This window comes from Vibrio sp. FF266, from assembly GCF_041439695.1.
Classification (GTDB): Bacteria; Pseudomonadota; Gammaproteobacteria; order Enterobacterales; family Vibrionaceae; genus Vibrio; species Vibrio tasmaniensis_A.
This window is the reverse complement of the sequence record NZ_JBGOOO010000014.1, coordinates 70381-84884: the sequence shown is the minus strand read 5'-3', so window position 1 is coordinate 84884 and position 14504 is coordinate 70381. Positions and strand designations below refer to the sequence as shown.

The 14504-nt window shown below is 44.3% G+C and carries 9 protein-coding genes; 5 read left to right on the top strand and 4 right to left on the bottom strand.

The features are described from left to right. Positions 1-133: 133 nt before the first annotated feature. Both ACED59_RS12660 and ACED59_RS12655 read right to left on the bottom strand, forming a co-directional pair. Complete coding sequence (locus tag ACED59_RS12660; RefSeq protein WP_032499588.1) at positions 134-745, bottom strand: OmpA family protein; 612 nt, start codon at positions 743-745, stop codon at positions 134-136. Next, entirely contained in the window at positions 745-2052 is a 1308-nt protein-coding gene (locus tag ACED59_RS12655; protein ID WP_017096715.1) for a TolC family outer membrane protein, read from the bottom strand. The genes ACED59_RS12660 and ACED59_RS12655 overlap by 1 nt, the downstream gene beginning before the upstream one ends. Positions 2053-2353: 301 nt before the next feature. Between ACED59_RS12655 and ACED59_RS12650 the strand changes: the two genes are divergently transcribed. The 4 genes from ACED59_RS12650 to fabV all read left to right on the top strand — a co-directional run bounded on the left by ACED59_RS12650 (position 2354) and on the right by fabV (position 10256). After that, positions 2354-5437 (top strand): VCBS domain-containing protein, encoded by a 3084-nt coding sequence (locus ACED59_RS12650; RefSeq protein ID WP_371704920.1) that lies wholly within the window; start codon positions 2354-2356, stop codon positions 5435-5437. 439 nt (positions 5438-5876) lie between these two features. Then, positions 5877-6506 (top strand): TetR/AcrR family transcriptional regulator, encoded by a 630-nt coding sequence (locus ACED59_RS12645; RefSeq protein WP_009847073.1) that lies wholly within the window; start codon positions 5877-5879, stop codon positions 6504-6506. A gap of 55 nt (positions 6507-6561) precedes the next feature. Next, a complete protein-coding gene (locus tag ACED59_RS12640) occupies positions 6562-8844 on the top strand; it encodes an acyl-CoA dehydrogenase (protein WP_004734682.1) in 2283 nt (760 codons plus the stop codon). A 209-nt stretch (positions 8845-9053) separates the two neighbouring features. Next, on the top strand, positions 9054-10256 hold the full coding sequence (fabV, locus tag ACED59_RS12635) for an enoyl-ACP reductase FabV (protein ID WP_009847071.1): 1203 nt from the start codon (positions 9054-9056) through the stop codon (positions 10254-10256). A 184-nt stretch (positions 10257-10440) separates the two neighbouring features. On the opposite strand, the gene ACED59_RS12630 is transcribed toward fabV, so the two are convergent. Beyond that, on the bottom strand, positions 10441-12123 hold the full coding sequence (locus tag ACED59_RS12630) for an aspartate:alanine antiporter (RefSeq protein WP_012604238.1): 1683 nt from the start codon (positions 12121-12123) through the stop codon (positions 10441-10443). Between the two features lie 247 nt (positions 12124-12370). Next, the gene (locus tag ACED59_RS12625) at positions 12371-12634 is read right to left on the bottom strand and encodes a GrxA family glutaredoxin (protein WP_009847069.1); all 264 of its coding nucleotides are present in this window, start codon (positions 12632-12634) and stop codon (positions 12371-12373) included. Positions 12635-13145: 511 nt separating this feature from the next. Between ACED59_RS12625 and ACED59_RS12620 the strand changes: the two genes are divergently transcribed. Further along, positions 13146-14447 carry an iron-containing alcohol dehydrogenase gene (locus ACED59_RS12620; RefSeq protein WP_017096718.1) on the top strand — a complete coding sequence of 434 codons (1302 nt, stop codon included), beginning with the start codon at positions 13146-13148 and terminating at the stop codon, positions 14445-14447. The last annotated feature ends 57 nt before the right edge of the window (positions 14448-14504 follow it).

Below are 14504 nucleotides of genomic sequence, written 5' to 3'. Positions count from 1 at the left end.
TTACGATTCATGTGACGACAAAGAACAAAAAGCCGTGATGGGTAACCCTATCACGGCTTTATTGATCTTGAAGCTAAGCTGTATTTGTAAGCGAATTTACCTTACATCTTGCGCTTTCAGTGATGATGTCACGTTACTTTTCTAGTGTGGTAAAAATGGTCCACTCTTCAACGATCTGCTCACTTAACCCAACTACGGTCGCGGTTACCTTACGATTCAGTGCGTGTGAAGTAGGATCGTCACCATCGTTTTCTAAGCGTTCTTCACCATAGCCAACAATTCTCACGCGCTCTGGTTCTATACCATTCGAAAGTAACTCATCTTGTACATTGTTTGCTCGTTTCTTTGACAAGTCTAAGTTGTATTCGTTGGAGCCCACTTTACTGGCGTAACCTTGGATTTCAATTGAAGCGCTTTTGTAGTTTTCAAGAAACTCTGCCATGGTGCTAATTTGGCTAGAAAATATTGGGTTTACTTCAAATGAGTCATGAGCAAAGAGTATTTTCAGCTGTCGGACTTCTTCCGCTCGAATTGTTTCACCACAGCCATCATTGTCGACTTGTGATGTTTCTGGTGTACCAGGGCAGGTATCTCGCGCGTTTACTACACCATCTTTATCATCGTCTTGTAGATCGGCAATTTGTTCAGCTTCGGGCGTCTCGATGTAGGCTTCTCGCTGCTGATTGGAGCAGGCAAATAAAGTCATCGTTAATACGGGAAGTAATAAGTAAGTTATTTTCATCATTAATACTCCACGGCCGTTGTCCACTCTTCTGGTATGTCGACCAGTAGAGCGTTCAATAAAGAACCTGTAGCGTTCATCACTCGGTATTTAGCGTACTGCTCCGAGTAATGGGCATCCAGATAATCTTTGCGGGCTTCAAACAGTTCGTTCTCAGTATTGAGCAAGTCAAGCAGAGTACGTTTCCCTATTCGGTATTGTTTTTCATAGGCGATAACGGTTTCTGAAGCTGAATCAACATGGTCGGACAAAAAGTTTTTCTGTTGCAGTGTGAGATCTAAGGCGCTCCATGAGAGGCGAAGTCCTTCTTCGACTTGGCGATAAGCACGATCTCTAAGATCTTTCGCCTTATTGAGTTGGTAAGCAGAAGCTTCTGAATTGGCGCTGTCTGTACCACCATTGTACAAGTTATACCGCATTCTCAGCATTGCGAGCGTTTCTTGACTTGAACCTTCATCGCCTCCTGCATCATCACGCCATGACTGAGACGCTTCGATAGAGAATGTAGGATAGTTTACGCCTTTGGACTGTTTATATTGAAAATGTGCTGCGTCGACATCTGCCGCCGCTATTTTAATTACAGGGTGTTTATCTAAAGCGTCAACTAGGGCATCTGACAATGACAGTGGAATCCAAGATATGTCGGCCCTTGGGTAAATCAGACCTAGCGGTTCTTGTCCTACAACTCTTCTAAATTGGGTATGTGTGTCGATCAAATTATTCTGGGCGGCTAATAAGTTACCATGAGCTTTTGCAATCCTAGCTTCTACTTGCGAAACGTCTGCGGTAGAACCTATGCCTGAACTCGCTCGTTTTTTTATGTCTTTATAGATTTTCTTGTGTATCGCAAGGTTACTTTCTGACAGCGCCAGTACCTCAGTCGCTTTTACTGCGTCGAGATATATTTGTGTTACCTCCAGTGCTTTGTCTTCGGCATCGGCTATCAATTGCAAACGAACTGATTCGGCTTCTGCAGCGGTACGGTCAATATCGTTCAGAGTCGAAGAACCATCCCACAGCAATTGAGTGAGGGAAATCGTTGCTTCCTTTCTTGTTAGATCCGTGTCTGGACCGTTATTTGGTGCAGGGTTTATACCTTCATAACCAATACCGGCATCAAGGTCGATACTCGGCCTGTATGCCCCACCAGAGGCGTCATTACGCTTTTTCACGCTCACATATTCGTTAAAGATGCTTTTTATCTCTGGATTCGTTGCCAGGGTAATAGCCACAGACTGTTCCAGAGTTTGAGCGGCGAGTGGTGCTGCAGCAACTAAGCAACACATTATGGATAATTTAAACAATTTCAAAGTAGCTCTCCTTCTACTTTCAATGCCTCATCCGTTTCCCAACCTACGTTTACCGTTGAATTGAGTGAATGGTATTAAACGAAGCTTAGGACATTTGCAAAAAAATGCGAAGTTTGTTGGTTTTTTTTTGAATGTAAGTCGCTATTGCTATTGACTAATTTAAAAAGCATCGCATTTCCATGCCTTTAGTGAGTTGATTATCAATAATGCCACTACTAAATTTATTGTAGGAAATAGCCACAGCGCAGAGTGGGATTGGATCCGCGTTTGGTGTGTTCTGGGCAGAAGTGGGAATATGGAAATGGGAAATATCAACCTAAGTATACTAGGTCTTGCGAACGGCGTTATAGTGCTCGACGCTCAAGGCCAAGTTAGACGTTTGCCTCCGGGCGAGCAACCAGCTACTAGCGACGTCATTGTCACTGTCGAAACAACTGAAGAGAGCGTGCCAAACGTTTCTGCACGGTTTGTCGATGACCAAGGTCAGCAAAACGTGATAGACACTGATGATGCGATCGCTCAAGTTCAACGTGCTATTGAAGAAGGGTTTGATCCAACAGAATTGGGTGAAGAGTTTGATGCCGCAGCAGGTGAGCAAGGCTCAAGTCTAACCAACAGCGGTAGGATTGAACGTACAGGGGCTGAAACTCTGGCTTCAACAAACTTTGAAACTGACGGACTTGAATCTCAAGGGTTGTCCGAAACTCAAAGTATTGCTCTTTTCGATATCATTGCTCTTGCGCTTGTTTCAGGTGAAACCAACGTTATTGAGTTTGAACAGGATGAGCCTATTGAAACCGGGGGCGCTTTAACCATTGACGATCCGGACGTTACCTTTATCGCCAAAGATGCGGAAGGCGAAAATGGGTTCGGGTCTTTTGTCGTTAATGAGGATGGCTCCTGGACATTCGTGGCCAACAGTCCATTTGATGAACTTGCTGATGGCGAGCAAATTCAAGATACGACGACAGTGCAAACCTCCGACGGTGGCGAACAAGTCATCACCGTCACCATCATTGGTACTGATGATGCGGCAGTCGCTACCGATGACTCGGGCAGTGTGACTGAGGACATTGATGTAGATGAGATCACCAATCAATTAGTGACGTCTGGTCAGATCGTAATTACAGATGTAGACAGCGACACTCCTACCTATTCAGCTGACGGTGAGTTTAACCTCGTAGGTTCAACAAACGAATCACAGCTAGGCGTATTGAGCATCGACCCTGATGGTGCTTGGACTTACGTAGTTAACAACGACGATGTGCAATATCTCGATGACGATGAATTTGTCACCGAGGTTTACACGGTGACTGCGATTGACGGAACCACAAGTGAAGTAACTATCACCATCAATGGTGCTGATGATCCATCCGAAATTACTGTCGGAGAAGGTGACTCAGACATGGGTGAGGTGACGGAAGATGTCGATGTTGACCCGGAGAGTAACGACTTGATGGCGACGGGAACACTGACGATTACCGATGTTGATGCTAACGATGTCGCGGCTTTTCAACCTAACGGAACGTTTAATCCTGAAGGTTCGACCAATGATACTGCGTTGGGTATGTTGACCATTACCGACGATGGTGAATGGACTTACGTCGTCGACAACGATGATGTGCAATATCTCGATGACGATGAATTTATCACCGAGGTTTACACGGTTACTGCGATTGACGGAACCACAAGTGAAGTGACAATCACTATTAATGGTGCTGATGATCCATCTGAGATTACGATTGGGGAAGGTGACTCTGACGTGGGAGAAGTGACAGAGGACGTCGATGTCAATGAAGATACCAACGAACTCTCGGTGTCTGGTACTTTAACGATTACTGACGTCGACACCAGTGACATGCCTAATGGCGTGTTTACCCCTGTTGGATCTACTTATGCACTTGCACTAGGTATGTTAACGATTACTCCTGAAGGGGCATGGAGTTATGTCGTTGATAACGATGCGGTTCAATATTTGAACGATGACGACACGGTTATTGAGCGATATGTCGTCACCGCCATCGATGGTGTAGAGCATGTTATCGAGATAACCATCAATGGTGTCAATGACGCACCTGAAGCGACCAGTTTTACGGTCGTTAATGATGAGGACGCGATTATACCTATCCTCTTCGATTCTGAAGATGGCGGCATGCCAGATTACATCTCAGATATAGAAGATGATCATGACGACATTCCACTTAATATTCGGATAGAAAGTTTGCCAACCAACGGCAGCCTTTTGTATACCGATGAAAATGGTGTCACGAGAGAAATTGTGCAGTCTGACGTCGACAACGGTGTGTTGTTTGTCCCAAACAATATCAGCTTCGTTGCCGGGCCTGGAGAAATGTTTGAAATGGGCTTTAGTGGTGCCCCTGACGATATGCCAGAGCTCGTTGATGGTTTCTATAATTGGGGCGTCGCGGTGTCGCCAACCGAGAGACTTATTACCCTAGATAACGGCAATACGATTACGGTTACGATTGAAGACAACAATAATAAGCCTTTGAAACAGTATCAAGGTGAACAGTCTCATGTCGGTTTTGGTATTGGTGATACCGATGGTAGAGGTATGAACAAACAGGAGACCTTAGTCCTCGATTTTACGAATAATCCATTAGGGGTCGTTGATTTTGGTCTAGATGGTTTGGGTGGTTCATTTAACACCAATAGTAATGTTTATGTTGAAGTACTCTATACCTTTGCTGATGGTACAACGCATACAGAGCAGTATCAGAAAGACCCCGGAGACACCGGAAACAGCCAAATACTTTATGATTTCAGTTATTCATCACCAGATAATCCGATCGTTGGAATGGAGTTGTCATCGACAGGGGGCAGTTGGGAGTTACGTTATGTCCAAGGTAACGAGGCGGTAACTGAAGACCCGCAGTTTGATTATGTCGCGGTCGACTCTAATGGCGTAGAAAGTACGGTAGAGACGGTCACCATAGATATCGAAGAACCGCAGCAATATAACGTTATTAGTGCAGCGAGTAATGAACCTTTGTATGCCGAGTCAGGCAACGATCTGCTGATTGGAGATAGCGGAGACAACATCTTCACTTGGCTAGACTCTACGCTCGACAATGGGACCGATATCATTAAAGACTTTGAGCTTTATACGGAGGGCGCCGGTGATCTGATTGACCTCAATGATCTACTTGAAGACCCACAAGATGAAACTCAAATGGCCGAGCTGCTTGGCATGATTGAAGTGTCTGTTGATGGAGACGATATCGCACTATCGATTCCAATCAATGGCGGCAGTGATACTCAAACCATAGTGGTTGAAGGTATTGCAACGGAAATGGGAGCTTCGGTTGATCTCGGCAATGATCTTTCGGTGCTAGCCGAGTTAATCAAAAATGATGCTGCCTAGTAGGATCGTGAAATGCTTTGAACTTTAATGTAATGAAAGCCTTCGGTTTCGAGGGCTTTTTTGTGTCTACTATTAACCTAAAAAAAACACCGTGATCTTAGATAAAAAAAAGCCCAAACCAACGCGGTTTGGGCGGATACAAGTATAGGAGTTAATAAGGAAAATGCAGTAATTAAGAAAACAGTGAGAAACAAGTTTGACGGCCTGTTAAACATCTAAATACTCTGTTTTCTACTTAATTTATGACCCTCGATTACCATTTCAGTTCCCCAAAAATTCATTAATTTTCTCTTTTTAATTAAACGCGTCTCTATTCAATCGCTTAGAACGTAATGCTTACAACTGGTACGACCAATTTGTGAAAATGTGATGTTGCTTGCTTGTTAAATAAATGTTCTAAGCGTATATTTCAAACAGTTGTTTAATACGAGTGATTGAAATGGCACCAAGAAGTACAACCAAAGACAAAATCTTAGATGTGGCTGAAGGCTTATTTGCTGAGCACGGTTTTAATGACACCTCTTTACGCACGATTACGAGTAAAGCCAATGTCAATCTTGCTTCAGTGAACTACCACTTTGGCGATAAGAAGACTCTGGTTCGTGCGGTACTCAATCGTTACTTAGAAGCATTTATGCCAGCATTGCAAGATGCACTAGTGAACTTAAATTTGAACGAAACGTATTCTATGAGTGACGTGTTTGAGTCTTTAAGACAGCCACTAAGGGCACTCAATGATGTAAGGCCAAATGGTACGAGTCGATTTATGTTACTCATTGGCCGAGGTTATACGGACGTGCAAGGTCACTTACGTTGGTTCATTACTACTCGTTATAGCGAAGTACTGACTTTGTTTACCAACTCAGTAATGAAAGCCAACCCAAACCTCACTCAAGAACAGTTATTTTGGCGATTGCACTTCACCCTAGGGACTTGTGTATTCACCATGGCATCTAGCCAAGCTCTAATAGAAATTGCAGAGAATGACTATGACAGAAAGATAGATGCTAAGGCAGTGGTCGATATTCTTATTCCATATTTGGCCGCTGGCATGTCAGCAAAAGAATAAAACAATAAAAAGCAAAACATTCACAAACAATATAGTGAACAAAAGGATCTGAACTATGAGCTCTCTAAGACAAAAATGGGTAAGTGACCCAGCTTTTAAACTCTTTAAAAAAGTACTACCACCCCTATCTAGCACCGAGAAAGAAGCGATGGAAGCGGGTAGCGTGTGGTGGGACGGAGAGCTGTTTTCTGGTAAACCAGATTTCACTAAGCTTCACCAGTACCCAAAACCTCAGCTGACAGCAGAAGAGCAATCGTTCATGGACAATGAACTGGAAACTCTACTCGCTATGCTTGATGACCACAAAATTGTGAAAGAAGACCGGGACCTTCCTGAAGAGGTGTGGAACTTCTTACGCAAAGAGCGTTTCTTCTCGCTAATTATCGCGAAAGGGTACGGCGGCCGTGAATTTTCGGCGCACGCCAACTCTACAATCGTAACTAAGATTGCAACGCGTAGTATCAGTACCGCGGTTTCGGTAATGGTTCCAAACTCTCTTGGCCCTGGTGAGCTGCTGTCTCACTACGGTACTCAAGATCAAAAAGATTACTGGCTACCTCGTCTTGCTGACGGTACAGATATCCCTTGTTTCGCACTAACAGGCCCTGAAGCTGGTTCTGATGCGGGTGGTATCCCTGATGTCGGTACAGTGTGTATGGGCATGCACGAAGGTAAAGAGACACTAGGCATCAAGCTTAACTGGAACAAGCGTTACATTACGCTAGCACCAGTGGCAACGGTACTTGGTTTGGCTTTCAAACTGCACGATCCAGAAAAACTACTGGGTGACAAAGAAGACATTGGTATCACTTGTGCGCTTATCCCGGCAGACCACGAAGGTGTTGTGATTGGTGAGCGTCATGATCCACTTGGTCTTGCGTTTATGAATGGTCCAACACGCGGTCACGATGTATTTATTCCTATGGAATGGCTAATCGGTGGCGCAGATTACGCAGGTAAAGGCTGGCGTATGCTGGTGGAATGTCTGTCTGCAGGTCGTGGTATCTCATTACCCGCACTTGGTACGGCGATGGGCCACCTAACAGCGAAAACGACCGGCGCATACGCTTATGTTCGTAAGCAGTTCGGTATGTCGATTGGTAAATTTGAAGGTGTTGCAGAGAGCTTAGGCCGTATTGGTGGTTTAACGTATCTATTAGAAGCGACTCGTACACTGACAACCACTTCACTTGATATGAAAGAGAAGCCGGGTATCGTAACGGCTATCGCGAAGTATCACATGACAGAGATGGCTCGTACTATTCTGAATGACTCAATGGATATCCATTCAGGTCGTGCAATTCAAGATGGCCCAATGAACTACTTGGCTGCGCCTTACCTAGGTATTCCAGTTGCTATCACAGTAGAAGGTGCGAACATTCTAACTCGTAACCTGATGATCTTCGGTCAAGGTGCGACACGTTGTCACCCATACGTATTGAGCGAAATGGAAGCGGCAGCGAACCCAGATGAGAAGCAAGGTGCAAAAGACTTTGATAGCTTGTTGTTCAAGCACATCTCACACGCAACTAAAAACACGTTTGGCGCGTTTGGTGCAGCACTTACTGGCTCTAAGTTCATTAAAGCCGACATGAGTGGTCCAACGAAGCCTTACTACCAAGATTTGACTCGCTTGAGCCGCGCGCTTGCAGTGAGTGCGGATTTCGCAATGCTGACGCTAGGTGGCGAACTGAAACGTAAAGAGCTTATCTCTGCACGTTTGGGTGATGGTCTAAGTTACCTATACATGGCGTCTGCTGCACTTAAAAAGTATGAAGACGAAGGTCGTCAACAAGCTGACCTAGACTACGTACACTACGCGGTTCAACACTGTTTCCACAATGCGGCTAAGTCGTTACAAGAAGCGTACCGTAACTTCCCGAACAAGATGGTTGGAAAAGTACTTAAAGGTCTAGTTTTCCCTGTAGGTAACCACTTCGAAAAACCAAGTGATAACCTAACAGTTCAACTAGCAGAAAGCTTGATGACTCCGGGAGCACACCGTGAACGTCTGACTCACCTTTGCTACATCGGCAAGGAAGAGGATGATAGTGTTGGCCTTATGGAGAACGCGTTCAATGCGATGTACAGCATCAAGCCTCTGGAGCGTAAGATCTTTAAAGCAGTGAAAGAGGGCAAAGTGGCTCGTAAAGGCTTGTTGGCAGACAAACTGGCTCAAGCACTTGCTGCCGATGTTCTGACACAAGAAGAAGTCGACCAAATTGTTGCTGCTGATAAACTACGTTACACAGCGATTCAAGTTGACCACTTCAGTCATGACTTTAGTGAAACTTTGACGCGAAAAGAGTTAAAACCTAAGCTAAATAGCGTTGCTTAGATAACGAAATGATAAAAGGCACCTAATAAGGTGCCTTTTTTGTTTTTGTCGTAGAAGTCGCAATAGAAGCGTTAACAAATGGTGACTTAGTCGGCAAATATCAGTTGAGTGCTCCAACCACTTGCATTTTCACCACATTTTTACAGAAATTAGATGCCATTTGCGCACGAAACTCTTATCCTTAACCTGATTTTTTAAGGAAGTTGAATATGATCATCAAACCTCGAATTCGCGGATTCATCTGTACTACAACACATCCAGTCGGTTGTGAAGCTAATGTAAAAGAACAAATTGCTTACACAAAAGCTCAAGGCCCAATCGCAAATGCACCTAAACGTGTACTCGTTGTTGGCTCTTCAAGTGGCTACGGCTTGTCTTCACGTATTGCGGCTGCATTTGGTGGCGGCGCTTCAACTATCGGTGTTTTCTTCGAGAAAGCCGGTACTGAGAAAAAGCCGGGCACAGCTGGTTTTTACAACTCAGCAGCGTTCGATAAGCTAGCTAAAGAAGAAGGCCTGTATTCAAAAAGCCTTAACGGCGATGCTTTCTCTAACGAAGCTAAACAGAAAACAATTGACCTGATCAAAGAAGATCTAGGTCAAATCGATATGGTTGTGTACTCACTGGCATCTCCAGTGCGTAAAATGCCAGAGACTGGCGAAGTGATTCGTTCATCTCTTAAACCTATCGGTGAGACTTACACATCTACAGCGGTAGATACAAACAAAGATGCGATCATCGAAGCAAGCGTTGAGCCTGCTACTGAAGAAGAGATCAAAGACACTGTTACTGTAATGGGCGGTGAAGATTGGGAACTTTGGATCAACGCACTTTCTGAAGCGGGTGTTCTAGCTGACGGTTGTAAGACTGTTGCTTACAGCTACATCGGTACAGAGCTAACGTGGCCAATCTACTGGGATGGCGCGCTAGGTAAAGCTAAGATGGATCTAGACCGTGCAGCATCAGCGCTTAACGAAAAACTAGGCCAAACTGGCGGTACTGCAAACGTTGCTGTTCTGAAGTCTGTTGTGACTCAAGCAAGCTCTGCGATTCCTGTTATGCCTCTTTACATCGCGATGGTGTTCAAGAAGATGCGTGAAGAAGGTATTCACGAAGGTTGTATGGAACAGATCTTCCGCATGTTCAGCCAACGTCTATACAAAGCAGACGGCAGCGCAGCAGAAGTTGATGAAGTGAACCGTCTACGTCTAGATGACCTAGAACTGCGTGACGACATTCAAGAGCATTGTCGTAACCTATGGCCTCAAATCACAACTGAAAACTTAAAAGAACTGACTGACTACGTTGAGTACAAAGAAGAGTTCTTGAAGTTGTTCGGTTTCGGTGTTGATGGTGTTGATTACGAAGCTGATGTAGAGACAGCTGTTGAATTTGATGTAGCTGATATCTAATTCACAAATCAAAATAAAACGAAATAGGCGCTCATTGAGCGCCTATTTTTTTGTCTGTAGTTTGAGGAAAGTAGTATAGAGATTTGGGATGAGAAAAGAGATTAAGTAATAAAAAATGCACTAACTCAAAGATGAATTAGTGCATTTAAAATATCTAATCTAAAGCGCTATAACGCTGAATAAACTAGCTGATGATAATGATAAAGGTACCCGCTAAGGTCATCAATATATTGGCTATCGCGTACGTACCTGCGTACCCCAGTGCTGGGATAGTTGAACGAGCGTGGTCGTTTACTATGTCCATTGCCGGAGCACAGGTTCGTGCGCCAATGATGGCTCCAAAAAGAAGAGCTCGGTTCATCTTCAGTGCGTAAGCGCCGACTAGGTAAGCGAAGAATACCGGCAGTACACTCACGATAAGTGCTATCCCGATAACTTGCGGACCCACTTGGGTCAAATGCTCAAATATCTTACCACCGGCGCTCAAGCCGATACCGACCATAAAGAACATCAAACCGAGATCTTTGACCATATTCAACGCCCCTTGAGGAACGTAACCGAAGGTAGGGTGGTTCGCTCGTAAGAAGCCAAGCATGATGCCCGATAGAAGAAGACCAACTGCATTACCTAAACCAAATGAGACTTGGCCGAATGTCATGGTGATCAAACCAAACAAAATGCCCAGAATGAAGAAGCTACAGAAAGCCGTCAAATCGGCCATTTGGCTGTGAATCGAGATGAAACCAATTTTTTCTGCAAGGCCGTGAACACGGCTCTTTTCACCACTGACTTGTAGTACATCACCTTTAGAAAGTACGATGTTTAAATCCATCGGCATTTCAATTTGAGCTCTTACTACGCGGTTAAGGAAACAGCCGTATTCGGATAAGTTTAAGTCAGATAAACGCTTACCTGCGATGTTGTCACTTTTAACGACAATCTCTTCTTCAACGATTCGTAGATCGAGAAGGTTACGGTCAAAAACTTCTTTGCCGTTTCGGAAACTTGGATCAAGACGAGCGTGGCTGTCAGGGAAACCAACCAATGCGATTTCATCGCCTTCTTGCAGAATGGCATCGCCATCAGGGTGGGCAAGAATACCATTACGTCGAATCCGCTCGATGTAGCAACCAGTTTGACGATAGATGCCAAGCTCACGAAGGTTCTTGCCATCAGTCCAGGTAATGAGCTCTGGTCCCACACGATAAGCACGGATAATGGGTAAGTAAACCTTACGCTGGCCAGAGGTGCCTAGGCCGCGCTCTTGAGCTATTTGTTCTGCAGAGTCGTGCAGGTTTACTTTCTGAAGCTTTGGAATAAGGCGGGCAAACATAATCATACTGATTAAGCCGACTAAATAAGCCATCGCGTAACCTACAGAGAGGTTTTCTATAACCAGACCCAAGTCCATGTTTCTTGGTACTTCAGCTAAACCTGAATTGAGTGCATCTTGCGCGCCAACTAATATTGGTGTTGCAGTTAGTGCTCCCGCCATCATGCCTGCGGAAAGTCCGAAACCAAGACCTAAATATTCGCTGCAAAAATAAGTAAGGGCAATGGCCGTAGAAAGTACAACGAGGCTAAGAATGAGGTAATGCTTACCATCTCTGAAGAATATACCGAAGAAGTTGGGCCCGGCTTCAATACCTACACAGTAAATGAAGAGCATGAAACCAATTGTGAGAGCGTCGGCGTTAAAGGAAAAGCCAAGATGTCCCATGATAAGAGAAGTAATCAGAACACCGATTGAATTTCCTAGTTGGAGACTACCGAAACGAATTTTACCAATGGCGAGGCCAATAGATAACACAACAAAAATGAGAAGGATGGGGTTTTGTTTTAACAGCAAGACAACGTCGATATTCACAGTGATTGCTCAATAATTAGCGTGAAACACAGGATCAGTTTGAGGAATGAATTGTATCTAAATATAAATAAATTATAAGTGCTATTTTCAATTTTATTCGATATTGACCTTAATCTTACTCCGGTTGAAAAATTGTCATAAAAAAGCCCGCTGCAATGAGCGGGCTTTATATCAATCATACAGTCTAACTGTTTTATCTATCAGCTGTTTAGGCTTTAGCCTCGATTTTCGTTTGAGAAATCCCAGCTTAGTCGAAAAGACCTAGGTTTTCTTTTGCGTATGCTTCAAATTCTGTGCAGCCGCCAATGTGATCTTGGTCGATGAAGATTTGTGGAACTGTGTCTACAGGTTTACCAACAGTCTTCTCTAGGTCAGCTTTGCTGATGCCTTCAGCGTGGATGTCAACGTAACGGTAGTTGAAGTCATCGCGTTTAGCTTTAAGAGTTTCAGCATGCTCTTTTGCGCGAACACAGAATGGACAAGCAGGGCGACCAAAAATAACTACAAACATTTAATTTCTCCTAAATACGGGATGAGGCTCGTTAACTCATTTATGTTAACTATTCTATTATGAATGCCACTCAAAATTTCTTAAAACCAACTATGCCTCAATGGCATGGGGAAATAAAGATGGAATTGCCTCTTAATACGATAGGTTTTGCCTATCAGCGCAAATATTAATCATAAAAGGCTAGAGTATTGTTTACTGGCCACTGTCATCGTGAATTCCCCTCAATATTAGTATGTGAATTACCCCTAAGATTGCAACTTTAGTCGATATTTAGTGCGACAAGTTGCACCTTGTCAAAAAAATCAAACGCAGAACGAGGCATCCTTTATCTAGGTATGGAACCATATTCTGTAAGCAGTCTGAAGTAATGATGTTTTAGTGCATTCGTATTTGGGGTGCCGGGATTGTGTTGTAAATACGAAAATCAAATTTCAAATGTGAAATCCAAGAGACCAATTTCCTAAAAACCAAGAGTTCGCAGTTTTGTTCGGTCATAGGCGCAGGAGGCACCATGTTTCAATTTATGACATCTACAAAGATCATCTTTGGTGATGGAGCACTCTCCGCTTCATTGTCTCTCTTTAATCAATACGGTTACAGCGTGCTATTGGTGACTGGCAATACATTAGAGCGCACTTCAATAGTCACTGACTATCTCGATGCACAGAGTATACGCTATCAACACATTGCCGTATCCGGTGAACCTAATATCAAAATGGTTGAGGAGGCTGCTATTTCTGCACGTCGATTTAAGCCAGATATGGTTGTCGCTATGGGGGGCGGTAGCGCCATCGATATGGGCAAAGCGTTAGCCGCGGTTTTACCTAACCAAGGTAGTTTGTATGACTATGTTGAAGTCGTTGGGCGTAATGTCCCTCTTAAAACCAAACCGCTTCCGTTCATTGCGATTCCAACCACAGCGAGTACAGGTGCAGAAGTCACTAAAAACGCGGTGCTGAAATCAGGGCAAGACCAAGTAAAAATCAGCCTTAGAAACCCAGACATGCTGGCTGACGTTGCGATTGTTGACCCAACCCTAACTCATGGTACGAATCTGTATTTATCGGGGCGAGGTGCTATGGACGCATTTACCCATCTAATGGAAGCCTATGTGTGCGGTGAACCGAACCCACTGACTGATATGATCTGTGAAGAAGGCTTACGTAAGCTGAGTGGTTCTGTCATTCAGGCGTGTATCTACGATGAACCTCAAGCGCGTTCTGATCTCGCGTTTTCCTCTATGTTAGGGGGAATAGCGATAACTAACGCCAAACTTGGCGCTGCGCATGGTTTAGCTTCTGCGCTAGGTGGCAAAATCTCGGCTCCTCATAGTGTGATAACTGCACGTTTAGCACCATTTGTGATGTTAGAGAATATAGCTGCTGCGAAGGAGCAGCAGAGGAGTGACATCCTAGCGCGTTATCAGCGAATTTCTCAGATAGTGACAGGTAACGTAGAAGCAACAGAGGAAGAGGCAATTTCTTGGTTGTCTGAAGTGTTGGATACGCTCAAGCTTCCAAGTTTACTGGAATTTGGTGTCTGTGAAGCCCAGTTTGATGAGGTGTCTGCCGACGCGCTCAAGTCGGTGGCGATTAAAGGGAACCCTTTACCGCTGAACCAAGAACGACTCGTACATATTCTTCAGCAGGTTTGTGAGGAGTGTGACTGTGGAGGTGAATACCATGAGACAGCCTCGATGAATCAAGGTGCTCAACGTGCCCCAGAACAGGTTACGGAGTCGAGTTTTACCATTATCAACTCTTATGCGTCTGAAAATAATGTAGTAGAGAAAGGTAATAGCTGGACGATCTAATAGCAGAAAGTAGAAAGCACACATAACGAGAAAGCTAAGCTAACGCGGGACAAATAA